This window comes from Paenibacillus sp. sgz302115 (genome assembly GCF_056120445.1).
Genome location: NZ_JBVYOK010000001.1, coordinates 71,400 through 94,813, shown reverse-complemented (window position 1 = coordinate 94,813; position 23,414 = coordinate 71,400). Strand labels below are relative to the sequence as shown.

25 protein-coding genes are annotated in these 23,414 nt (G+C 50.9%); 9 read left to right on the top strand and 16 right to left on the bottom strand.

Translation table 11 applies throughout. The features are described from left to right. Positions 1–75: 75 nt before the first annotated feature. The 3 genes from AC0LWN_RS00425 to rpiA are packed head-to-tail and all read right to left on the bottom strand — an operon-like array spanning position 76 to position 1,746. Positions 76–516, bottom strand: coding sequence for a GNAT family N-acetyltransferase (locus AC0LWN_RS00425; protein WP_474662696.1), 441 nt, complete (start codon positions 514–516; stop codon positions 76–78). A 53-nt stretch (positions 517–569) separates the two neighbouring features. Then, the gene (locus AC0LWN_RS00420; protein ID WP_474662695.1) at positions 570–1,022 is read right to left on the bottom strand and encodes a VanZ family protein; all 453 of its coding nucleotides are present in this window, start codon (positions 1,020–1,022) and stop codon (positions 570–572) included. A gap of 43 nt (positions 1,023–1,065) precedes the next feature. Further along, on the bottom strand, positions 1,066–1,746 hold the full coding sequence (gene rpiA, locus AC0LWN_RS00415) for a ribose-5-phosphate isomerase RpiA (RefSeq protein WP_474663537.1): 681 nt from the start codon (positions 1,744–1,746) through the stop codon (positions 1,066–1,068). A gap of 85 nt (positions 1,747–1,831) precedes the next feature. On the opposite strand from rpiA, the gene AC0LWN_RS00410 reads away from it, so the two are divergent. Beyond that, positions 1,832–2,029 carry a hypothetical protein gene (locus AC0LWN_RS00410; RefSeq protein ID WP_458965763.1) on the top strand — a complete coding sequence of 66 codons (198 nt, stop codon included), beginning with the start codon at positions 1,832–1,834 and terminating at the stop codon, positions 2,027–2,029. Positions 2,030–2,035: 6 nt separating this feature from the next. On the opposite strand, the gene AC0LWN_RS00405 is transcribed toward AC0LWN_RS00410, so the two are convergent. Both AC0LWN_RS00405 and AC0LWN_RS00400 read right to left on the bottom strand, forming a co-directional pair. Continuing rightward, positions 2,036–2,512 (bottom strand): GNAT family N-acetyltransferase, encoded by a 477-nt coding sequence (locus AC0LWN_RS00405; RefSeq protein ID WP_474662694.1) that lies wholly within the window; start codon positions 2,510–2,512, stop codon positions 2,036–2,038. Between the two features lie 69 nt (positions 2,513–2,581). Next, positions 2,582–3,049: a hypothetical protein gene (locus AC0LWN_RS00400; RefSeq protein WP_474662693.1), complete on the bottom strand. Its 468-nt coding sequence runs from the start codon at positions 3,047–3,049 to the stop codon at positions 2,582–2,584. Positions 3,050–3,278: 229 nt separating this feature from the next. Here AC0LWN_RS00400 and fsa point away from each other — a divergent pair, with 229 nt between their 5' ends. The 3 genes from fsa to AC0LWN_RS00385 all read left to right on the top strand — a co-directional run bounded on the left by fsa (position 3,279) and on the right by AC0LWN_RS00385 (position 5,730). Then, positions 3,279–3,926, top strand: coding sequence for a fructose-6-phosphate aldolase (fsa, locus tag AC0LWN_RS00395; RefSeq protein WP_474662692.1), 648 nt, complete (start codon positions 3,279–3,281; stop codon positions 3,924–3,926). Positions 3,927–4,053: 127 nt separating this feature from the next. Beyond that, positions 4,054–4,497: a MarR family winged helix-turn-helix transcriptional regulator gene (locus AC0LWN_RS00390; RefSeq protein ID WP_474662691.1), complete on the top strand. Its 444-nt coding sequence runs from the start codon at positions 4,054–4,056 to the stop codon at positions 4,495–4,497. A gap of 12 nt (positions 4,498–4,509) precedes the next feature. Then, complete coding sequence (locus tag AC0LWN_RS00385; protein WP_474662690.1) at positions 4,510–5,730, top strand: MFS transporter; 1,221 nt, start codon at positions 4,510–4,512, stop codon at positions 5,728–5,730. Here the strand turns inward: AC0LWN_RS00385 and helD are convergent. Beyond that, on the bottom strand, positions 5,673–8,030 hold the full coding sequence (gene helD, locus AC0LWN_RS00380; RefSeq protein WP_474662689.1) for an RNA polymerase recycling motor HelD: 2,358 nt from the start codon (positions 8,028–8,030) through the stop codon (positions 5,673–5,675). The genes AC0LWN_RS00385 and helD overlap by 58 nt on opposite strands. Positions 8,031–8,044: 14 nt before the next feature. Next, on the bottom strand, positions 8,045–9,076 hold the full coding sequence (locus AC0LWN_RS00375; protein WP_474662688.1) for an FUSC family protein: 1,032 nt from the start codon (positions 9,074–9,076) through the stop codon (positions 8,045–8,047). 125 nt (positions 9,077–9,201) lie between these two features. Here AC0LWN_RS00375 and AC0LWN_RS00370 point away from each other — a divergent pair, with 125 nt between their 5' ends. Continuing rightward, positions 9,202–9,693: a hypothetical protein gene (locus AC0LWN_RS00370; protein ID WP_474662687.1), complete on the top strand. Its 492-nt coding sequence runs from the start codon at positions 9,202–9,204 to the stop codon at positions 9,691–9,693. 67 nt (positions 9,694–9,760) lie between these two features. Here AC0LWN_RS00370 and AC0LWN_RS00365 read toward each other — a convergent pair whose 3' ends face one another. Then, on the bottom strand, positions 9,761–10,411 hold the full coding sequence (locus tag AC0LWN_RS00365; protein WP_474662686.1) for a phosphatase PAP2 family protein: 651 nt from the start codon (positions 10,409–10,411) through the stop codon (positions 9,761–9,763). Between the two features lie 111 nt (positions 10,412–10,522). On the opposite strand from AC0LWN_RS00365, the gene hfq reads away from it, so the two are divergent. Continuing rightward, the gene (hfq, locus tag AC0LWN_RS00360) at positions 10,523–10,744 is read left to right on the top strand and encodes an RNA chaperone Hfq (RefSeq protein ID WP_019911399.1); all 222 of its coding nucleotides are present in this window, start codon (positions 10,523–10,525) and stop codon (positions 10,742–10,744) included. A 96-nt stretch (positions 10,745–10,840) separates the two neighbouring features. On the opposite strand, the gene AC0LWN_RS00355 is transcribed toward hfq, so the two are convergent. Beyond that, positions 10,841–11,956 (bottom strand): lactonase family protein, encoded by a 1,116-nt coding sequence (locus AC0LWN_RS00355; RefSeq protein ID WP_474662685.1) that lies wholly within the window; start codon positions 11,954–11,956, stop codon positions 10,841–10,843. Between the two features lie 192 nt (positions 11,957–12,148). Here AC0LWN_RS00355 and AC0LWN_RS00350 point away from each other — a divergent pair, with 192 nt between their 5' ends. Both AC0LWN_RS00350 and AC0LWN_RS00345 read left to right on the top strand, forming a co-directional pair. Further along, positions 12,149–12,484 carry a LytTR family transcriptional regulator DNA-binding domain-containing protein gene (locus tag AC0LWN_RS00350; protein WP_474662684.1) on the top strand — a complete coding sequence of 112 codons (336 nt, stop codon included), beginning with the start codon at positions 12,149–12,151 and terminating at the stop codon, positions 12,482–12,484. Between the two features lie 269 nt (positions 12,485–12,753). Further along, complete coding sequence (locus AC0LWN_RS00345) at positions 12,754–13,968, top strand: peptidylprolyl isomerase (RefSeq protein ID WP_474662683.1); 1,215 nt, start codon at positions 12,754–12,756, stop codon at positions 13,966–13,968. Positions 13,969–14,058: 90 nt separating this feature from the next. Here AC0LWN_RS00345 and AC0LWN_RS00340 read toward each other — a convergent pair whose 3' ends face one another. Then, entirely contained in the window at positions 14,059–14,658 is a 600-nt protein-coding gene (locus AC0LWN_RS00340; RefSeq protein WP_474662682.1) for a nitroreductase family protein, read from the bottom strand. A gap of 243 nt (positions 14,659–14,901) precedes the next feature. Here AC0LWN_RS00340 and AC0LWN_RS00335 point away from each other — a divergent pair, with 243 nt between their 5' ends. After that, a complete protein-coding gene (locus AC0LWN_RS00335; protein ID WP_474662681.1) occupies positions 14,902–16,314 on the top strand; it encodes a metallophosphoesterase in 1,413 nt (470 codons plus the stop codon). A 113-nt stretch (positions 16,315–16,427) separates the two neighbouring features. Here the strand turns inward: AC0LWN_RS00335 and AC0LWN_RS00330 are convergent, their stop codons facing one another. The 6 genes from AC0LWN_RS00330 to AC0LWN_RS00305 form a co-directional block, all read right to left on the bottom strand. Then, positions 16,428–17,945: a copper amine oxidase N-terminal domain-containing protein gene (locus AC0LWN_RS00330; protein ID WP_474662680.1), complete on the bottom strand. Its 1,518-nt coding sequence runs from the start codon at positions 17,943–17,945 to the stop codon at positions 16,428–16,430. 92 nt (positions 17,946–18,037) lie between these two features. Beyond that, positions 18,038–18,706: a TraX family protein gene (locus AC0LWN_RS00325; protein WP_474662679.1), complete on the bottom strand. Its 669-nt coding sequence runs from the start codon at positions 18,704–18,706 to the stop codon at positions 18,038–18,040. A gap of 457 nt (positions 18,707–19,163) precedes the next feature. Next, complete coding sequence (locus AC0LWN_RS00320) at positions 19,164–20,264, bottom strand: GerAB/ArcD/ProY family transporter (protein WP_474662678.1); 1,101 nt, start codon at positions 20,262–20,264, stop codon at positions 19,164–19,166. Positions 20,265–20,275: 11 nt separating this feature from the next. Further along, on the bottom strand, positions 20,276–20,509 hold the full coding sequence (locus AC0LWN_RS00315) for a hypothetical protein (protein WP_474662677.1): 234 nt from the start codon (positions 20,507–20,509) through the stop codon (positions 20,276–20,278). Between the two features lie 6 nt (positions 20,510–20,515). Further along, a complete protein-coding gene (locus AC0LWN_RS00310; RefSeq protein WP_474662676.1) occupies positions 20,516–21,730 on the bottom strand; it encodes a Ger(x)C family spore germination protein in 1,215 nt (404 codons plus the stop codon). Further along, the gene (locus tag AC0LWN_RS00305; RefSeq protein ID WP_474662675.1) at positions 21,727–23,334 is read right to left on the bottom strand and encodes a spore germination protein; all 1,608 of its coding nucleotides are present in this window, start codon (positions 23,332–23,334) and stop codon (positions 21,727–21,729) included. The genes AC0LWN_RS00310 and AC0LWN_RS00305 overlap by 4 nt, the downstream gene beginning before the upstream one ends. Positions 23,335–23,414 lie beyond the last annotated feature (80 nt).

The following is a 23,414-nucleotide window of genomic DNA, read 5'->3' as shown; positions in this document are numbered from 1 at the left end:
TGTAAAAGTCAATTAGTTTTCTGAAAAAAAGCCACTCCGCATCTATATGCGAAATGGCTCATATTACATTCCCTTTTATTCTTCGTCCTCGGCCTCCTCGACCTCATACACGCAGCGGAACATTTCGATTCCAGCAGGATTCTCTCCAAGACTGTATACCATGAATCCCAGATTACGGTAAAAGTCCGCGGCTATCTCGTCCTCCGTCTCTGCCAGCAAATACCGCGGATTTCTCGCCGCCAGCAGCTCCAGAATCATACCGCGAGCGTAGCCTTTTCCTCTATTCTCCGGAAGAACGGCAATGTGGCGGATTTCAAGAGACCCGTCCTCGGTTTCTTCAAAACCCACCAGTCCCACCAGCAGCCCCTCTTCTTCCCAGCCGCAGAGCTGCTGTGCCGCCTTGCTGCCATATTCGGCTGAAGCACGCCACAGCGCATCCGGCTCATCAATTACGGCATAGCTCAGAAGCTCCTTCACTTCATCCGTCTCTATATGTTGCTTCAGATCAACAAGCATATTTATCTGTTCTCCTTCACTATAGCTATACAACATTTGATCACGATGCCAGCCTACCTTTTGAAAATTCGGGTATGTGCAATTATCAAAAGTAAACCGTACCCAATCCACACTCCCAGCAAATTAAGCAGCAAATCGTCGATGTCAAAGCTGCCGACGCGCAGCAGCATCTGCATGGTCTCAAGCACCAGAATACCCGGAATCGCAAGAAGCGCCAGCCGGATAAAGGATTGCAGACGCCGTATCAGCAAGGGCAGCAGCAGGCCGTAAGGAGCAAATACTGCTACGTTGCCCAGCAAATTTATCAGCCTCATGGAAAAGGACACTCCATTACCCAGATCAAAGTACAAGCGCACGGTTCTCAGCGGTACAAGGTTATACTGGAACGGTCCCTCTGTATGTACGGTTCGTCCAAACCCGAGAAACATCCAGTAGACTAGTGTGGCGGTGTAGACAATCAGCAGAACCGCCACAAGTCCCTTCCAGATCCCGCGCAGCTGCATCATTCGCTCCTTAGTCCGGGTCCCTGCGCCTCTTCGCTTCGTTGAACTAGAGATTGCTCTCACGCTTTACAATTTCAATGCTGCCGTCTTGTTTCGCGATAATTGCCAGGTCAGCAATACCGATGAACAGCCCATGCTCTACAACGCCAGTGATGCTCTGCAGGGATAGGGCCAGCTCAGGAGCCGAGGCAATCACTCCAAAACGGCAATCCGCGATGTAATTCCCGTTATCCGTCTTATACAGCTCATCCCCGCTGCGCCGCAGTTCTACCTTGCAGCCCAGCTTGGTCAGCTCAGCAACCGTCCATTCCCAGGCAAAGGGAACGACTTCCACCGGCAACGGAAATTTGCCAAGCGTGCCCACAGCTTTGCTCTCGTCGGCAATCACAATCATCCGCGTGCTGTTGCGGGCAACAATTTTTTCACGCAGCAGGGCGCCGCCACCGCCCTTAATGAGCTGCAGCTCCTGGTCAAGCTCATCCGCTCCGTCAATCGTCAGGTCCAGACCGTCAATATCGCCGAAGGCAACCAGCGGAATGCCCAGCTCACGGGCCTGCTCCTCCGATGCCTGTGAGGTTGCGACAGCCGTGATCTTCAGCCCAGCCTTCACCCGCTCGCCCAGCTTGCGGATTGCATAGTACGCCGTTGAGCCGGTGCCCAGACCGACCTTCATGCCATCCTCTACATACTCCACCGCTTTTTCCGCTGCAAGCTGTTTCACATTGATACTCATTTTATTACCCCCATATTATCCGTTATAATGTTCCAAGTAGAAGAGCTAGATGCCAACAAACCGCCAGGAGGAATCCAAGATGAGAACCGAACACCAGATCCAAGCCAAAATCAATGAACTGACGCTCCAGCGCAGATCCTTGGAGTCCCGTCTGGCTCCGCTGGCTGCAGATAATCCGCAGCGGGAACCGCTGAATGCCCAGCTTACCCGGCTCGAGGATATGATCCTGATGCTGGAATGGGTGCTGAACGCGCCCACCGGCAAATATCACGCTTAGTATGCTTCAAATCAACATTTTACCGTAACAAAGGCTATCGGGATCGCCTATGTAAGGACCGAACAATTCAATCGGCCGGTAGCCGTGCTTCTCATAGAGCGCTATCGCTTCCGGCTGTTTGATGCCTGTCTCCAGTCTAATCTCTCCGCAGCCTGCTGCTATAGCCTTCTGTTCCAGGTTCAGCAGCATTTTGTTCGCAATCCCCCGCTTGCGGGTATCCGGGTCCACGTAGAACCGCTTCAATTCCATTACAGCATGGTCTGGAGCAAGAGGGCGCAACCCTCCGCAGCCTACAGGCTTGTCTTCCGAATAAGCGACCACGAAGATCATTTCCCGTACCTTCGGATCGGAGAAATCAACAACATAAATGGTCTCATGCGGATACCGTGATTTCAGCTCGACATCCAGACGTTCGATTAACGCCCGCAAATCCCGGTTCTCGGGATCAACCACCTCAAAATTCACTTCCGCACCGGTTGCCATACTTTCTCCTCCATATCATCCTTTTATTCTCGCAATCATTATAAATAGGGCTGAAACTCCGGCATGCTGTTAATGAAGACTAGCATGTTCGGTTTCCTCCTTCACCGCAGCTTCAAGCCGGGTGATCAGCTCCTTCTCCCCCTTGCGGACCGCATTGTCCGGGAAAGAAGCAGGCATAATCCGCTCACCGCGCGGTATAGCCTGACGAATGCTGCCCAGCATCCAGCTCTGCGCGCCCGAAAGCGCCATCTCACCGCTGCCTGCCGGAACACGGCACAGCGCAATCGTCTTATCGGCTTCTCCTGCGGAGAGCACCCCATCCGTCTCCGAACGCACAGTGAACTGAAACAAGGGAACGGCTTCCGCCCGGTCTTCATTGTCCGCAAAGGACTGATGGTAGACGGAGTACATTAAACTGCTGATGCGCCCGGCAGATTCCTCGGCCTCTTGCCTGGAGAGCAGCTTGCTGTTCTGGTAGGCCATGACTCCGGCAGCAAATAACAGAAACAGAACAGCCCCCGCGAATAAAATCATCATTCCAATCACCTGTCATTTCAGCATTATAGGCAATACCGCTTCTATATTATCACGTAGAGAACACACCGGGGAATGGGCCAAACTAGCAGATCATAACTTTTTCGGCGCATTCTAAAAAGTTATTTTGAAATATTCATATTAACAGTTGAAACTTCAGGCAGCATGATTCATAATGAAGTCGTGCATACTGTTTGTCAATCCATATGAAACCAAGGGAGGATACCACGAAATGAAGTTTTTCTTGGATACCGGAAATATTGAAGAAATCAAACGTATTACCCGCCTCGGATTAGTGGATGGCGTTACGACGAACCCGTCGCTGATTGCCAAAGAAGGCAGACTGTTCAAAGACGTAATCAAAGAAATCGTTGCAATTGTGCCGGGTCCGGTCAGCGCAGAGGTTATTGGCCTGAAAGCCGAAGAAATGCTCAAGGAAGCTTACGAAATCGCCGAATGGGCACCAAATGTCGTGATCAAGCTCCCGATGACCGAAGATGGTCTGGAAGCCTGCTATGAATTAACCAAAAAAGGCATCAAAACCAACGTTACCCTAATCTTCTCCGCTGCTCAAGGCCTGATGGCCGCCAAAGCTGGCGCTACTTATATTAGCCCATTCGTTGGGCGTCTGGATGATATCGGCGTTGACGGCATGAAGCTGATCTCCGATCTGAAGACGATTCTGAGCAACTACGGCCTGAAATCGGAAATTATCGCCGCCAGCATCCGCAATATTGCCCATGTGGAGCAAGCAGCCATTGCCGGCGCACATATCGCCACAATTCCAGGCTCGCTGCTGCCTTCCCTCTGGAAGCACCCGCTGACAGATAACGGCATCGAGCGTTTCCTGAAGGACTGGGAAAAGGTTCCTCAAGCCTAACAAATTCAGCTTTATCTTCGAAGCTTCTCTCTGCATCTGTGGAGGGAAGCTTTTTTGTTTTGTATTGACCAATTTACTTGTCTTAATTATAATTGTCATGACAAGTATTTTTGAAAGGAGAATGCTTATGCCCCGTCCCTCGCCTCAGCAATTCCTTGGGTTTCTGCTGGGCTCGACCCACCGGAGGATTGCCAATAGTTTTGCCCGGGTGCTGAAGCCCTACGACATTACCCCTGAACAATGGTCCACTCTCCTCATAATCTGTGACCGTGAAGGCATCAATCAGAAGGAGCTTGCAGCCGAGGCTGCCAAGGACCAGCCGACAACCGCCCGAATTGTAGAATTGCTGCAGAAAAAAGGCTTTATCCTAAAAACGATGAGTCCCACGGACCGCCGTGCTTTCCAGCTCTATGCCACAGATGAAGGGAAAGCGCTGATTGACAGCACTTTGTCCCTGGAGCAACAGGCCGTTGCAGCAGCCGTTAAAGGGCTGAATCCGGAACAGCTTGAAGAACTCCGCAGTATGCTGGAACTGATCTACCACAACACCGGAAATTCAACACATGAATAGGAGAAGAACCACTTGAATCAATCATCTGAACGACTATGGACCCAATCATTTATCATTCTAACCCTATGCAATCTGCTGCTGTTCACCGGTCTGCAGATGACCCTCTCTACACTCCCCGCTTATGCTGAAGGGGCGCTCCACGCTTCTTCCGTACAGGTTAGTCTTGTCACCAGTCTCTTCGCGCTAAGCGCCATCGCTTCCCGCCTCTTCTCAGCCAAGGCATTAGAGCACGGCGGGCGCAATTTGCTGATCTTCCTTGGACTGGCAGTAATACTAGTTGCCGTAATCGGCTATTACTGGGCCGGAAGCATGCCTGTGTTCCTGCTGCTGCGCATGCTGTTCGGCATCGGCTTTGGCATGGCCAGCACCGCCTTTCCGACGATGGCCTCCGATATTATCCCTATCCGCCGGATGGGTGAGGGCATGGGCTATTTCGGCTTATCCACCAGCGTGGCGATGTCTGTCGGCCCGCTGATCGGACTCAGCCTGCTGCAAGGTCCGGGCTTTATCTCGCTGCTGCTCTCTACTTCTGTGGTACTTGCGCTGATCTTTCCTCTGGGATACCGCTTAAGCACGAAGCTCCCGGCACATCACAAAGAGCCCGCCGCAGCCAAGCTGCCGGAAACTAAGGGCGGAGCCTTCCGCAGACTGCTGATTCCTAGCCTGCTGAATTTCCTGCTCTCCATTTCCTACGGGGGGCTGCTCGGATTTCTTGCTCTCTACGGGGCCGAGGTTCACCTGGAGCATATCGCCTACTTCTTTATGTTCAATGTGATTGCCATTGTTATTGTGCGGCCGTTATCCGGTAAAATTTTCGACCGCTACGGTCCGGCAGCTCTGCTGATTCCCGGCAGCCTGTTCATCATTGGAGGCTTGCTGCTGCTCTCTTTTGCTACTACGACCTTCGCGCTTTTACCGGCGGCATTATGCTACGGTCTTGGCTTCGGCTCGATGCAGCCTGCACTGCAGACCTGGATGATCCAATCCGTAGAGCCCCGCCAGCGCGGAATGGCCAACGGCATGTTCTTCAATTCTCTGGACCTTGGAGTAGCGATTGGCTCCATGATACTGGGTTCAATCGCCCTGTATACCAGCTACGCTGCCATGTACCGTTACTCAGCGCTGGCTCCGCTGCTTCTGCTCCTGATCTACAGTGCGATTCTGCTCGTTAAGCGTTACAGCGGACGCATTCCCGCAGCCACAGACTCGCGGGCTTCCGCAGGCAGGAAGTGATTGGGCTGTCCCAGACTGTAGATGTGGAGCAAATGCATCGCCCGTGTACAAGCGGTATAGAACAGCTTCCGTTCGCTTTCGCGGCCATATCTTTCTTCTGATCCATCGTAAATAATGACGGCATCGAATTCCACGCCTTTGGCCAGGTACGCAGGAAGCACCAAAGTACCCTTTTGAAAATTAGGAGTATCCTTGGTAACCAGTCTCACCGGCAGGCTGTTCTGCAGCTTGGCATGCACACGTGCGCTCTCCTCCGCTGTTTTGCAGATCACTGCCACATAATGATAGCCTTGGGAATGCAAATCAAGCACATCCTGCTCCACCGAAGCCAGCAGCTTTTCCTCAGTGTCTACCACAGTCAGCAGCGGGGACTCTCCCCGCCGGTTGAACGGCACAATCTTCTCTCCTCCGGGAATCATTGCCCGCGTGAACTCTACGATCTCATAGGTGGAGCGGTAGCTGCGGGTCAATGAGACCACTTCCGTATTCTCCGCACCATAGATGCTGACCAGTCCAGCCAGCTCGCCCAATACCTCCCCTTGCGCGTAGATCGCCTGATTCAGGTCGCCGAGCACGGTCATTTTGGCCCGCGGGAACAAGCGGCGCATGAACTCCAGCTGGAACGGGGAATAATCCTGCACTTCATCAACAATGACATGGCGGATCTGTGTATTAGTGCGGAAGCCTTGGCTTAATTCTTTTAGATATAGAAAAGGCGTGGCATCTTCATAGGCCAGCTCATTCATATTTATGGATTCCACGGTTTGTCTGCAAATATCATCCCAAGCCTCGGGAAGCTCCCTGCCGCTGTCCAGACTCTCCATAAGCTCACGGTCTTGAAAAAGCCGGCAGTACAGCGCTTTGACATCCACGAACCGTCCGCGCTTGGTCCAGCCGCGCAGCGGCTTCAGGCGCTGGCTGACGATATATCTGGCCAGCAGGCTTTTTTCGGTATCGAAATCATCAAAGCTCTCATTATGCCCGCCGCCCTTGCGGCGCATCGTCTGGTAGGCGCGCTGATACTCGCTGGAATCCAGCAGCTCGATTTGATCCTCCACCCAAGCGGCATTTCGTTCTTCCATGCTGAATGCAGCGATTTTTTTGAGCAGCCAGCCTGTCATCAGCTCTATCCGGTTCGCCAGTGTGATGTTGGCATCATAGGAATAGAACTGCCGTTCCATCTCTTCTTTGCCAACAACAGCCTGGCCTTGAAACATAAGGGGCTTAAAGAGCATTCCCTCACGCTCCAGCAAATTGACATAGCGGCGGATGACACTCAGGAACTGCACAGAGGATTTATAAGTAATCCCTTCGCGGCGCGTGGCAGCATCAGACCCTTCAGGCGCATTCAGCAGACTTTCGGTCTGGCTAAAGACATCCTCAAGCTGAAACTCCTGGCCCAGCCGGTGCTCCAGATACATCTGGAAGGTGGTCTGCTGCATATTTTCTTCACCAAGCTCGGGCAGAACAGTGGACACATAGCTGTTGAACAGCGGATTCGGCGAGAAGAGCAGCATCTGATCGGCCTGCAGCACCTCACGGTATTTGTAAAGAAGGTATGCCACACGCTGCAGCGCAGCTGAGGTTTTCCCGCTGCCGGCAGCCCCCTGGACCACCAGCATCCGGCTTTTGTCATTGCGGATGATCGCGTTCTGCTCCTTCTGGATGGTCGCCACGATACTCTTCATCCGGTCATCTGCACTGTGGCTGAGCACCTGCTGGAGCAGCTCATCGCCAATGGTTACTCCCGTATCGAACATAACCTCAATATTGCCGTTGTCAATGACAAACTGGCGTTTCAGTTCCATCGTTCCGGTCACGAGACCACCCGGAGTATCATATGAAGCCGGACCCGGCGCCCCATCGTAATACAGGCTGGAGATCGGCGCCCGCCAGTCGTAAATCAGGAAAGTGCCATCGTCCTCCATCAGCGAACCGATGCCCAGATAGATCTTCTCCGCTTCTCCATCAGGGGCCTCCGAGAAATCAATCCGGCCGAAATAAGGCGATAACACCAGCTTTTTATATTTTTTAAGCGCTTTGCTCGACTGCAGATGATGGCGCTCACGTTCGTTCAGGATTTGGGACTGCTGCCGCAGGCTTGTCGAGGTTTCCCCCAGATCATCCGGGCTGCTGAAGTTCACCGTAACCTCTTCCCAGAAATCCTTGCGCATATCCACGACATCGCTGCGGTGAAGACCAAGCTCCTCGGACAGCCGCCGGATATGGGCCGACAACAGCCTTGTGACCCCTGTTACCCGCTCCTGTTCCTCTATCCATTCACTATCATGTTTCTCCACTGCAATTCATCCCCTTAATCTTTTTCATTCGCCGGCAGCCGGTTGATCTGGTCAGCCAGCTTGTCAAGGCGCTCGAGCTGATACCCGTAGTCATAGATCGCTGCCGCTACTACGGACAACCGCAACTGCCCGGATTTCTCAGCGTCATAGCTCTTGATTGCCTCCTCCAGAAAGCTGTCATTATCATTCCCCAGCGGATTAGTCTCACTCGCTCCCGGCTTCAGCTTGTTCTCGAATTTAAGCAGAATCGTCTCATGATATTTAATGAGCTGCTCCAAATGACGGTCGAACAGCTCATCCGTCCGTTCCGTCCGTTCTGCCTGGAAATAATGCCGGTCCACCGCCTCAAGCACCTCGAAGCCCTTCTGCAGGGAAGTGAGCAGATTCTTGTAGACAACCATTTGCCGGGTCTCGCTGAATTTAGCGCTCCCAAGCTGCTTCTGCTCTTCCTCGAACAAGGCGTATTTATCCGCAAGCGACTTGATGGAATCCTCCAGTGTTTTTTTCTCGTCGCGGAAGACACTTTCCTTCATTTCATGCGACACCGCCGTCCGCAGCAGCAGCGACAGGCTGCCAAACACATTCTCAATCTGCTGGATATACTGCTTGCGCGGCTTTGGCGGAAAAACGGTAATATTAATTATAAATGCGGCTACAATGCCCGTCATTGTAAGCAAAAAGCGGGTCAATGCAAACTGCCACTGCCCTGAGGCATCCATCACTGAAATGACGGTTACGAGCGTCAGGCCGATGGTATCGGCCCGTTTCATTTTCATACTGATCATGATCACGAGGATACATACCAAACCTACCGCAATCGGCTTGTTGGACAGCAGCATTTCCCCCAGCAGAGCCAGAATCGCCCCCATCGTGCTGGTAAGAATCTGGTCCAAAAAATATCTCCACGATCTGTAAATGGAAGGCTGCATGGCAAAAATCGCCGCAATGGCCGCACCTGCCGGAGCAGGGAACTTCAGCAGAATGGATAAATAAAGGGCAAGTGTCACGGCCAATCCTGTTTTGAGTACGCGGGCGCCAAAGGCCAAATTATAACCCTCCTCGAAGTATGGTGAGCATAGGCTTCACTGAATTATGTATAGATTGATGTGATTCAGGTCATTTCTATACAGGTACAGACATATTTACCCATTACAGCAGACGAGGTGAATCTATGAGCAACCATATCACAAAAATAATTGTCGCAGCAATTCTGCTCGGCTTGGCGCAAGCTGCGTCTTTTGCAGAGAGTGCTGCCGGCAGATTACCTTCCGCTGCGCCGGATAAGGCGTTTCACGCTAAGTCGGAACACCGCCACCCTTCCGGCAAAGAGAGAGGCTTCCGGGCGGGAGGATATTTCATCCTTAACGAAACGTCCAAATTGCTCGAAATGGACCGTGCAGAGATTGTCCGCAGCCTGAAGTCGGGAAAAACTCTCTACACACTGGCCCGGGAGAAAAAAGGCTGGAGCGAGGAGCAGTACCTTCAGAAGCTTAGCGAAGCAGCAAGTCCTCGGCTTGAGGAAGCCATAAAGAATGGCCGTCTTACCCAAGCTGAAGCCAATAAGCTGAAGGAAGGGCTGCCCGCTCTGCTGAAGCTCAATATTAGCCATGCCGAGAAATTCCATGAATCCAAGACCTCAGAGAAGTCTGCAAAAACTCCTTGATGGATGCAGGCAAGCGTCTTAAAAACATGCGGACACCCTGCGGGCTACTCGCGGGTATCCGCTTTTCTTATGCCAGCTTTAGCTTTCTGGAATTGCGGTAAGCCTCAAAAATAGCGATGCACAACATAAGCCAGGCTCCGCTGGCTGCATATCCCCCAATGACATCGCTCGGGTAGTGCACCCCCAAATAGATGCGGCTCCAGCCGATGCCCCCCGTCATGAGAACTGTGAATACAATAAGCACGCTTCGTTCCCGTCTGTTCCGCATATGCCGCCAGAGCAAATAAGCAAGCACACCATACAGGGAAAAGGCAGCCATCGAATGGCCGCTTGGAAAGCTGTACCCCGCCTGTTCGATCAGCCGGTGAATACTCGGTCTTTCCCGGTGAAACCATCCTTTCATCATTGTGTTCAGCAGCTGTGAGCCTAACCCGACCGCCAGGAACAACACCAGCTCCATACGGTGCTTCAGTACAAAAAAGAGCAGCGCCATCGCCAGCAGGGAAATCCCGACCGCCAGCTTGGAGGAGCCGACCAGGGACAATCCTTTCGCCAGTGAAGTGAGCGCAGGCGATTCCGCCGATTGTACAGCATGAATAATTGAGTTATCGAAGAACGCGATCCTGTCCAGCTTCACAAATACAGCAATCACCATAAAAGCTAGCATAAACCATAAAAAAAAGCGAAAACCTCTGGACCAGTATTGATTTTGCAACATAACTTCCCCCTTGTCTATGTCTAAGCCGTTTGAGCGTATTTTCAGAGTCGGGCTTCCCCGTGGTATAATGTTACATGAAGTCAATTTATAAAAAGATGGAGTGCTGCCATAGTGGAACCTCTAAAATTGCAGGAGCGCTTGTTGAATCAATGTATCTCAACCAAGGTTCCCGTGACGATCTTTACAACCAACGGAGTCAAAATGCAGGGACTTGTAACCTCTTATGATGCCTATACCATCACTTTGGAGGGCCAGGGCGACGGCAAACAGAATGTGCTTTTTAAATCAGCCGTGTCCACGGTTGTGCCGTTTAAACCCGTTTCACTCAAATGAATATGTCCGCTTAGCAAAAGGAACACCGAAGCATTAGCCTCCGGTGTTCCTTTTGCTTGAAATATAAGGAATTCTACAGAGACGGGTTAGTAATGATTATTGATCGGCAGACACCTTAAAGTATGCGGGCTTTACACATACCGGCTTGGATACCTGTGCCTCATTGCCTGTGAAGCTCAGCCGTCCGCTGTCCCGGTTAACGCTGAAGACCACCAGGTTATTGCCGTCACGGTTGGCTACGATCAAATAGCCGCCGTCCGGGGTTAGAGCGAAATGGCGTGGATGGCCGCCGCGTGTCGATACATGCTCCACAAGTGTAAGCTGAGCGGTCTGCGGATCAACAGCATATACCACAATGCTGTCATGTCCGCGGTTAGAGCCGTACAGGTAACGTCCATCCCCGGACAAGGCAATTTCAGCGCAGCCGTTATTTCCCGAATAACCTTCAGGCAATGTAGATACGGTAGCCACCGTTGTCAGAGTCCCCCCTGCGCTGTCATACAGGAAGGAAGTAACCGTGCTGTCCAATTCATTGATCACATATGCGGACTTGCCGTCCGGGTGAAATACGAAATGGCGCGGGCCTGCTCCCTCATGCAGCAGCGTGTCGCCCAGGGCTTCCAGCGTCTGCTGTTCCCGGTTAATACGGTAGGTGCGGATCAAATCAAGACCAAGGTCGGAGACGAACAGAAATTTTTCATCCGGACTAAAAATAGCGGAATGCGGGTGAGGCTTGTCCTGCCCCGGAAGGTTTCTTTGACCCGTATGTACCGCAGTATCCGTCAAACGGACAGGCAGACCCTCCTGATCAAGCTGCAGCAGGCCCACCAGGCCGCCGTGATAGCTGCATACAACAATATATTCATTGTTCGATTCTCTTGAAATATGGCAAGTCGTTGTTTGCGTCTTCCCCGCAGCAGGCATGGTCGCAATCCGCTTCAGCTCGGTCAGCTTGCCCGCCTGCGGATCAATGGCAAAGGATATAATCTCGCCTTCCTTGCCCCCGTCTGCCCCCGGCTTCTCTCCAATCGCATGCAGCCGCAGGCCTTCAGCATCTACATTCACAAAGGTCGGATTCGTAAGGCCTTGGGCCGTATCCAGCAGTGTCAGCGTGCCTCCAGCCTCTCCATTGAATTCAAACACCTGAACCCCGCTCTCCGCAGCGCTTGCGTAAGAGCCGGTAAATAACAGCAGTCTAGTATTTTCCTTCATCTCAGTAATCCTCCTCCAATGGTCATCAATTATGTCATCTTTATAATTTACATTTTTTCTGCGGCTATGACAAATCTAACGAAAAAATGGTCACAAATCATTTCAAAAATTAGGCTTCTCAAAGCACTGATGTTGTGTTATAATGAAAGCGCTAACATTTTTGATTCAATTCTTTATAAAGGGGGAACATGAATGAGCAGCCTGCTGGAAGCCAGAAATGTATATGAGGACTTCGAGGTGGATACGGACATTCTGTTCTTTAAGGTCGGTGACCATGATCTGGTCATCTTTCACGGCAGAAACTACAACATTAAAAAGAGAATGACTGCCGAGCAATTAAACCGTTTAGTATCGAACGTAAGTTTTTATCATGTGTACGGGAACTGTTATGTTAACCTTAACAAGATCAGCTCCATTGAGGACGATTGCATTTATTTCGGTGAAATGGGCCTCTATGCCAAGTCCGTCCGGGTTCCCAGACGGAAGCAGGAAGGCATACGCCATCTGTTGAGAGGCCTCAGCTCTTAAGCGGATACATATCCGCTTGTACGGGAGCAGCAAGATTTCTCTGCTCTCTTTCAAAGCCGGCAGCGTATGGGCGACCATAAGCTGCCGGCTTTTTCCTTGCAAGACAGCTCATCTGCGTTTCACAGATACAAGCCGCCCGGCTTGTATCTTAAGGGAATCTTAAAAAGTAAATCCGCTTTTTTATACTTTCTTAAGGTTTGGAATCCTGATTTCTGGTAAAGTTGTAGAAAGACAGGCAACACCTATATTGAAGGGAGTCATTAATTATAATGGACAAAAAAGATTTCAATGAAAATGAACACCTGAACAACAATGAAGTACCAGAGGAGAGCAACACTTCCGATATCAATGAAGGAGCCACTTCCGAGCCCGAAGCTGTACCGGCAGCGGAAGAGGTAACTCCGCAGGAAGCTGTCGAGGTTTTCGAGGAAGCCGATGAAACATCCCGCAATGAAAATGTGCCCGTTATGAACAGGATTGGAGACAGCACACCTCCCTCCACCCCATCCGCTAAAGGCGGCAAGGGCTGGATGGTCGCTTCGCTTGTTCTCGCTGCGGCCCTGATCGTTGTTCTAATCGTACGGCCTTTCCAAAAGGACGACAGCAAAATAGCCGTTGCTACCGTGAATGGAACGGATATCACCAAAGAGCAGCTTTATGATAAATTAGTTGAAGCCGGTGGCAAATCTACCCTGCAGAATCTGATCACCACCACACTCGTTGACCAGGAAGCGAAGAAAGCCAACATCAAGGTGACTGATGCTGACATTGCCCAAGAGATTGAAGATCTGAAGGCCCAATTCGGCGGTGAAGAAGGTCTGAACAGCGCCCTTCAGCAAAGCTCCATGACGCTGGATGACCTGAAAAAGCAAATGCCGCTTCAGGTGGAAATCCGCAAGCTGATTGAACCTAAGGTTAAAATAACCGACGAAGATATTTCCAAATACTATAATGATAACAAGGCTTCCTTTAAGCAGGAAGAAGAAGTCCGCGCTTCCCATATTCTTGTAAAGACCAAAGAAGAAGCCGACGCCATTCTCAAGCAATTGAAAGAAGGCGCGGACTTTGCCACACTGGCCAAAGAAAAATCCGCTGATACCGGCTCCAAGGACAAAGGCGGCGATCTTAATTTCTTCAAAAAAGGCGATATGGTTGCCGAATTCTCCGATGCTGCCTTCAAGCTTAAGGTTGGCGAAACAAGCGGTGCAGTCAAAACCGATTACGGCTACCATGTAATCAAAGTAACCGACCGTAAAGAAGCCCATGAATATACGCTTGCCGAGAAGAAAGACGAAATCACCAAAACGCTGAAAGCGCAAAAGGTATCTGAAATGTCCGCCACTTGGCTGCAAGAGCTGACAGCCAAAGCCAAGATCACCAATTCGCTTACCGATGCGAAGACGGATGCATCCGCTTCTCCTGGCGCAAGCGCAGCTCCAGATGCCAGTGCTCCGGCAGCTAGTGAAGCTCCGGCCACCAAGTAAGACAGATCAGCAGGAACTTTATATCACGCACAAAAAAGAGACAGGCCGATAATCGCCTGTCTCTTTTTGCGCTTGGTTTGATGAAGCTGCTTATTTAATAACCTTCACGCGGTCTTCAACCGGCTGGAATTCTTTAGTTCCAGGAGCAGAAGCCGTCTTGCCGAAAGGCATTTGAGCAATCAGCTTCCAGTCAGCTGGAATGCCGAAGGTGGATTTCACTTCGTCGTCGATCAGCGGGTTATAATGCTGCAGCGAAGCTCCGAGACCCTCTTCAGCGAACGCTGTCCATACAACGTGTTGCAGGATGCCGGAGGATTGGTTGGACCAGATCGGGAAGTTCTCGGCGTACAGTGCAAAGCTCTCTTGCAGATGCTTCACAACAGCCTGATCCTCGAAGAACAGTACAGTGCCGTATCCGGCTTTGAAGGAGGCCAGCTTCTGTGCAGTGCCTTCAAATGAATCAGCCGGTACAATTTTGCGCAGGGTTTCTGTTGTAATATCCCATACCTTGTCATGCTTATCTCCGAGAAGCACTACCGCTCTGGAGCTTTGGGAGTTGAATGAAGTCGGGCTATGTAATACTGCCGCCTCTACGATCTCTTGAATCCGGGCATCGGAAATTGTGGACTCTTTGCTTAGTGCGTAGATGGAACGTCTGCCTTGTACGGCTTCCAGGAAACTTTTAGACATAATATAACTACCTCCGTTTAATATAGTAACTTACTTTTTTAAATCTTAACACTTTTATTCCATTAACACAATACCCATTCGCAATTTATTGTCGCTATCTTGAGAAGATTTATTCACTATCCACTATTTTCAATAATCACAATCCCATGTTTTTGAAACAGTTACTAACTTTTCGATATACAATCCTGCTGCAAATAAGCTACAATGATTCAGCAAATGTGCAGAAGAAAGGTGAAGATATCATTGCTGAAGATAAACGGCTTTTTTGAACGCGGAATATCAAGCGCACTGGCACTATCTACGCTGCTGACAACAGCTATAATACTTGGAGGCTGCAAAGACGGCTCCCCTTCCCTATCCCCGAATACTGCAGCCGTAGAAGCGGAAGCAGCCGGATCAGATCCGGTATCGTTCTGGGTGGCTACAGATACCCACTATCTGGACAAAGGCCTGGAGGATGGCGGAGAAGCCTTCCAGACCTATGTAAACGGCGGTGACGGTAAAATCCTGCCCTACAGCGATGAGCTTTTGGAAGCTCTCGTCTATGATGTGCAGCAAAAAAAGCCGAAATTCCTGATTCTCAGCGGGGACCTGACCAATAACGGCGAAGCAAGCAGCCATAAGAAGCTGGCAGAGAAGCTGAAGCGTGTCGAAGAAGCGGGAACCGATGTCTATGTCATTCCAGGCAATCATGACTTGAATAATCCCTGGGCAAGATCGTTCAAGGGTGACAAGCAGGTCGTGACAGAGCACATCACCCCCACTGATTTTGCCGGCTTGTATGCCGATTTCGGCTTGAGTGAAGCCCTCTCCAGGGACAAGGACAGCCTTAGTTATTTCGTCAACGCCGCCCCGGGGCTATATCTCCTGATGATCGACAGCAGCCAATATGCCAACAACGAGAGCTACGGCTTCCCGCAGACGGACGGCCGCATCCTCCCATCTACCCTTTCCTGGATGGATGAGTGCAAGAAGCTGGCGGCAGAGCAGCATGGTTCCATTATTACGGTCATGCACCACAATCTGCTCAGCCATACCTCCATGTCCGTTTCCGGCTTCAAGCTCAACAACAGTCAGGAAACGATGAAGACGCTGCGCAAGGACGGACTCAATCTGGTGTTGTCCGGCCATATCCACATGCAGGATATTGCACATACCGGAGACTCGCGTAATCCGGACAGCCCTGCAGAAGCTCCGGTATATGATATTGCCACCAGCGCGATGGCCGTGAACCCGCACCAGTATGGAGCGATGACCTTTAGCCCCCTATCCCGGGAAGTAACCTACAATTCAACTTCGGTAGATGTGGAGGGCTGGGCCAAGGCAAATGGAATAACCGACCCCAATTTGCTCAACTTTAAAAAGTACGCAGAGGATACATTTGCGAAACAATCTGCGGCCAAGGCCATGAAACGCCTGCAGGACTCCGCCTTCAGCGCCAGTGACAAGAAATCTATGGCCGAAGTGATGGCCAAGCTGAATGTGAAATACTTTGCGGGAACCGCCGCAGAATCTTTGGAGGAGATTACAGCTATGCCCGGCTACAAGCTGTGGGCGAGCATGGACGGCGGATTCATGTCCGGTTACATCCAGAGCATGGCTGCAGATAAAGAGTCCAGCAATGTCTCCCTCAAAATGGTTCTGACCAGGCAGTAGGCTGGCGATTCCTGATTTACATTGAGCAGTTCTATCTGCTTACCGAATATATATGTACGGCAAAAAGCCGAAACCTCTGTTTACGAGGTTTCGGCTTTTTGTTTATTTACTATTTAAGGACGGTCAATGTAAATATAGCCATCCTCATCTTTTTCCACCTTGGCATGAAGCGCCTCAGCAAGCACACGGAGCGGCACATAGGCGTCTCCGTATTCGTCAACGAATACCGGCTGCGGGAGCTTAACCGCTTTACCGTTAATCAGCGCTTGTGCAGAGCCGATTTTGAAGACCAGCTTATCGCCGTATACATCATCTGTAACATTGATGGCACGGTTCGCTCCATCCCACTCGACTACAGCATCCAGATCTTCCGCAAGATAGCGCAGCGGCACATAGGTTGTGCCCCCTTCGACAATCGGATAATAATAATCGTCATCCGGCGCGATCGTCAGGGATTTGCTGGTAATGCCAAAATCATTCTTAAGCAGGTTGTATACAGATGAGCCTTGCTCGAAGCTTCTCAGAGTCTCTCCAGGGGTAAGATTTGCTGTGGAAAGATCGAGCGCTCCAGCCGTGCTGATTGCGTCGGCAGTCACCGGACCGTTAACGTTCCAGGTCTGGGTCTCTACCTTAAAGGAGATGCTCTGAATCGGCAGATCCTCACTAGCAGGAAGCGCGACATTCAGCGCTACATTTTGCTTGCGCACATGGAACCCGCTGTCCACAAACAGATCAACATTCAGCTTCGTATCCTTGCTGAGGACTGTTTTCAGCTCAGGAGTTGATTTATAGAGGTTCTCAAGCTGCTTGTCGTAGACAAGAAGCAGAGCATCTACAGCCAATTTGGCTGCATCATGCGCTACAGTAACGACTCCTTCCTTGTCCTCCAGCGGAATTTCACCAAATCCCAGATCGCTGAGTTCACTGGAATCTATGCCATTCGCCTTCAGAATCGGGTAGAGATAATCATACAGGCCGCCGATAAGTGCGGTAAAACCTTCCGTATCCTTGGAGACAGCCTTCAGGAAGCTTTTCACCAGGGCAGGCATTTCATCACCCGTAATCTCCGTATGTAGCTTAGTCAGATTCAGTTGCTCGCCATATACAGATTCATTTACGGAAGCGACGCTAATAGCACCGGGATTCGGGAGATTCTTCACCACGAACTGTGTAAGGAGCTTGGAAATTTCCTTCGCTTTGTCCGGGTTGAGTCCTTCTACACCCACAGTCTTCTCATAGTCTTGAACCGGGAAGTAAAATGGCTGTTTCGCTCCTTCAGCGGTAAAGACAACAGCCGTCTTGTCGATGAAGAAGTTAAACGGAATGGATACTTGCTTGTAGCCGATAGTACCGCTTGCGGAAATATTGCCGTTATCCTGCAGCTTCATTTTGCTGATGTTCAGGGAGAAAGAATTGATGAGATCTACTACTTTCTGATCATCTGCGCTAATGCCTGCGGCAGGTACAGCTTTCAGCGACAATGTCGTGCTGGACTCAGACGACTTCACATCCAAATCTCCCAGCAGCGCCTTGTTGACGTCAAATCCGGCTACAGTCTGGCACCCTGCCAGAATCAGCAGCAGAGCGAGAATCGGGAGCAACCATTTTGTTCTTGATTTCATTTTCCTCATAGCATGTCTCCTCTAAGCTTATTTTGTAATATATATCCATCAACTCATATAGAGGAAGGATTGTGCTTATGCTGCCTGCTGGACTTGCGGAATTATAATAGAAATAAACTTCGCCAATCTATAGATACCCATTCCTGAAAAAAAAGAATCTTTACCGCGGCCAGCACCGCCAAATGTACCGGATAGAAGGACCACCAAATCCAGCGCGGCAATCTTCTTTTCTCTAAAAGCTTCCAGAAACCAGGAGCCGCTCCAATCAGTATAGTAGGCACTATGCTGAATAGCTGCACGAACCAGCCATAGTAGAAAAGAAAGATGCCATTGAGCACAAAATGCGCGAGAATCAGCCAGTAGGAACGGGCATAGCGGAAGATCAGCACCAGCAGCAGTCCATAGGCGTTATAATCCAGCGGCAGGCGGTCCATGATCAGGAAAGCCACGATTACTACCGGAGCTCCGTACCAGGGATTGGGCAGCTTATCCAGTATAGCAAGCACTATAGCGGACAGCAATAAGGTGAACACCACATTCCAGCCGCCCGGATCAAGCGCCAAATTATAAGGAATCTGGGTGATCAGCGCAATCCACAGCAGCCGCCGCAAATATCTCGGCCTTGATGATGTATGTATATGCCCTTGCACCAGCGCGTAGCAGTAAATTGGAAAAGCAATTCTCCCCACATACCTCCAGGCAAGCTCTCCGGGGAAAAATATGTAGCCGATATGATCAATCAGCATGGTCAGCATTGCGATAATTTGCATTTGTTGCCCTCCTGTTGATGATTATACTGCCGGATATCCTCTGCAATCGTTATCATTTTATTTGATTTAAACACATATATCGGCAAAACGCCCGGGCAAGATGAGACCTCACCCCAATAGCGCAAGGCCGTAGCAGGAATTTCCGTTCCCTGACTCAGCCAATGCCTCCGTAAGCATGATTAAAACATTATAGCAGAGGTGTAAGCTTTTTTCTAAGAAAGTACTACAACAAGGACAATGTCCCCAGGATGAAGTGGACTTTTTCCACTAGCCTACCTCGGGGGAGGTCATTCTGCGGACTGAAGTGGAGAACTTCCACCTCAGTTACGGTATACAATGAGATTTTGGCGGAGGACTATATTGCAAGAGGTGTCTAGCATTGAAAAAGAAATGGAGCAGGCCATGCCTGGTGAACTTTCGTAAGGAATTGATGTTGAAAATAGGGGGCGAATATGAGTTATGGCGTTTTTTTACGTACCAGTTTATTGCGCACCAAAGAGACCAGGAGCAGCAGTACCGGGAACAGCAGCCCGGAGGTTGCCACATAGACCGGCCAAATCTTCCCGTCCCACTCAGCCTGGTAGATCATGTCCGGGTAAACAGAAACGCTCAGGATCACCGCGATGATCGCCAGCGGCACCACCAGCACCCGGTAATCGCTGACGCGCAAGACCCGTGCCAGTCCGGCTGCACCGGCATAGAAATACAGTGTCAGCTTGCAATACAAGGTGATGAACCAGATGGCAGCCATAAATACTTCGAGTCTGGTGATAAAGCCACCGACATTGAATTTTTTGGCCAGCACATAGCTTGGGTACATTTCGCTTGCCGCACTTTCCCCGATGACAAGCACTACTGTGGTTGTGAGGATGAGCAGAAAAACGTTGCCAAGTATTGACCCAGTTATAAAAGCGCGGCCTGCCTTATCCTTGCGGCTAACCCTGGAAGGAAAGATCATCAGCAGAAAAGTCAGGGGAAACGCCGAGTAGGAAGCGTACAGGATGCTTCCATGCATGATCCGTCTCCATGAGGTTGTGAGGACAGGCTGCAAATTCTCAAGCCTCATCTCCGGGGTCAGCATAACAAGCAGAAACAGAAATAGCCCGGCTACAACCGGAAAAAATATTTGTGCGGCCCTGCCCAGAGTCACGATCCCGAGCTGAACTCCGATGGCTGTAATGACTGTAAAGATCAAATTGAAGGCCAGCGCCGGCGTTTCCGGCATAATCTGTGTAACCAGGAATTGCCCCATATAATAGAGCACCTCAGGTAAGGAGGTCAAAGCCGTTAACACCCAGAACAAAGAGTAGGCAGCTCCCAGCCATCTGCCCAGCAGCTTCTCGTTCAGGCCGACCCAGTCCAGATCAGGATATTGCCCCGCAAGCTTGCAGTACAGTGCGATTAGAAGCGCAGCCATGCCCATCCCGACAAGCACAGACATCCAGGCATCCTGCCGGCCGTATTCAACCAGTGTGGATGGAATAACCAGTATCGTCGTTCCGATTGTGAACAGAGTAACCAGCAGCATAAACTGAAACGGTGTGATTTGTTCGGGCATCTCCTTCATGCTCACTGGACCAGGGAGAACACGGCGTCGCTTACCGGCTTGTACATCACTAACAGCAAATCCAGCGGATTGGGTATCGTCATTCGCAGGCTTTTGGCCACTCCCAAGATAAATGCCACAAACATAAGGATGCAAAAGACCCACAGATCCCGCTTCTTGTCCTTCTTCGCAATAACCGGAATCTCAACAACCAGTATAACCGCAAAAATCACTACGATCACTGCCAAGTTCCACATCCTGACTCACTCCTTTTTCTTAAGCTCTGTAATGAACGAATTGCTCTCCGTCCCCGTTCTTCTGATCTTGATATCCACCTTGACCGTTACAGGCAGCTTGGGAAATTCCTCTTCCCAGCGATCCTCCACCTTGGCCCAGTAACGCGGATTCGAGCGGTGGATCGCCGAACCAAAACCCAATATGTCCGTCTTGTACTCCGTCTGCAATTTGCGGATCATCCGCTCCACAAACAGGGTAACCTTCTGCTCTGCTTCACGCTCCAATTTGTAGATGGTTTCCGGTTTGGTCAAATCAATATCACATTGCACCTCACTAATGCTCTCTTCCTGCATAATCCGGATTTCAATCTGTGCTTTTCCATCCCGGACACTGCCCTTCACAGTCCCCTTAGACCGCACAATGTCGAGGCCGATATTTCCGCGTCCTCCATCCGGGCACGGCACCCAGCCGAGTGTGCGTTTTACATTGTTCGTAACCAGGTTGTAGGCCTTGCTCTCATCTTCATTGAGCCATCCGATCAGCTTGTCCTTGTTGAATATCCCGAGCGTAGACACTTTGATTTTGGTTCCGCCCGTAACCTGGTCGATATTGGACAGAAAGTTTCCCTTCTCCGCATCGCCAAGGATCTGGACTCCGGTCAGCACCGCATCCTTCCCTTTGGTTACAATGCTCGCAGCCAATTCATCCAGGAATACACCAGAGGTTGGCGACCACTCCTTCTGGGAGATTTCAAGCGAACGGTATATCCGCTCGGCCGGCTCCTTTTCCAGTCTCGGCAATACGCTGAGCACCTGCTCCGCTTTGACGTCCTTGGAGACAACAACATAGAAATCGGGACGCAGCTGACGGTTTCTTTTGAAAAAATCGAGGATATACTGAATGCCGTCCCGTGCCACCTCCTCGCTGATCACGAGCACCCGCAAATGGGATAAATAAACACTCCGCGAGGCGACAGTGGTCATTCTACGGAATGCCTCGGCCACGGTAATCCCGCTTCCCTTGTAGATAACGGCAGCTGCTCCGCTCCCCGCTTTTTTGGCGGCTACCGCTTCCGGGATGACGAGTTGTGCCGACACTACATATTGCTGATCATCCTTTTTGTCGATACCGACTCCCAGGGTGATGCCCAGATCGTTCAGCTCATGGCGGCTCCAGCAGCCGGTCAGCAGTAGCGATGCGACAAGCATCACCGCCAGAAGCAGTCCTATTCTCCGGTTCATGAATTCCCCTCCTCCGGAGCTTTGGAATTGTCCGCCTTGTTCGCCTTACCCGCGTTGTCCGCCTTACCCGCGTTGTCCGCCTTATCCGTCTTGACTGCCGAATCGTTCTGAGCTGCACTGCTCCGCTGGCGGTAAAGATTGGTCGGGGCGAATAGATAGGGACGGTGAATCATTCTCCACCAAGGTGTGCGGACCAGATTATCTTCCTGGTCGGTCAGATTAAACGGAGCAAACGGGGCCATATAGGGAACGCCAAACGATTGCAGGTGGCACAGGTGAAGGACAATGTAAATCAACAGTACGAAAATGCCGAAGAGGCCAAAGGAGGCAGCCAGCCCCATGAAACAGAACCGCAGCATCCGGGTCGTGATGCTCATCTCGATGCTTGGAAAAATAAAACCGGCGATCGCAGTAATTGAAACGACGATAACCATCGCTGCCGAAACCAGCCCCGCTTCAACCGCAGCCTGTCCCAGCACCAGTGCGCCCACAATCGAAATGGCGGTGCCTACCGCTTTGGGCATCCGAATGCTCGCTTCCCGCAGCAGTTCAAACGTCACTTCCATACTCAGCGCTTCGACAAAGGCAGGAAACGGAATACCCTCGCGCTGCGCGGCCAGGCTGATCAGAAGCGGCGTGGGAATCATCTCCTGATGAAAGGTGGTGATGGCGATATAGAGCGCGGGAGCCAGCATTGAGATAAACAGCCCGATAAACCGCAGCATGCGGAATAAACCAAAGTCCGAGCCATGGTAATAATCTTCCGGGGACTGGAAGAACTGCGTGAACAGTGCGGGAACGATCAGCACAAACGGCGTGCCATCCACCAGAATCGCTACTCTTCCTTCCAGCAGCGCGGACGCCACAACATCCGGCCGCTCGGTATTATAGACAGTAGGAAATGGCGACAAGCTTCTGTCCTTGATCAGCTCCTCGATATAATTGCTTTCCAGAATGCCGTCAATATCAATCTTCTTTATCCTTTCCCTGACCATGGTTACGACCTTGTCCTCCGCGATTCCCTTGATAAACATCAAGGCGACAGTGGTTTTGGTGACACGGCCTACCCGTTTGGTCTCCATCCAGAGGTTAGGGTCCTTGATTTTTCGCCGGATTAAAGCAATGTTGGTGCCAATGGATTCATTAAATCCTTCCTGCGGCCCGCGGATTACACTTTGCGCTGTAGGCGATGATACCTGACGCTGCTCCGCTCCTGCCGTGTCAACAGCGATTCCCTCGGCCTGTCCGTCGATCCCGATAAAGGTATACCCCGACAGGATGGCCATGCTGAGCTCCTCCAGATCGGAGATGGTGATAATATCACCGATCGCAATGGCATATTTGTAGATCCACTCAGTGGTATACTCCATCAGGTTGTCCACCGCGGGTTCCGGCTCATACGTATACTCATGCTGATTCAGCTCGTTGATCAGCTTGGTGATGCGATCCTTCTGTGCCAGACCTTCCATAAAAACAACGGCAATTCGCACTTTTTCTGTACCAAGCCGGAACTGCCGGATGCGTAAGTCGGTGCTCCCACCCAGAGAAGAGCGAATTTGCTTCATATTGTGTACAAGCGAGTCGGTCAATGCAGTCTCGTTCATAAGCTGTGAATCTCTCCTCCGGCCCGTAAATTTATTGAACCTTCTCTGGCCCTACCTACCGTCCGCGCTGGTTCCTGTGA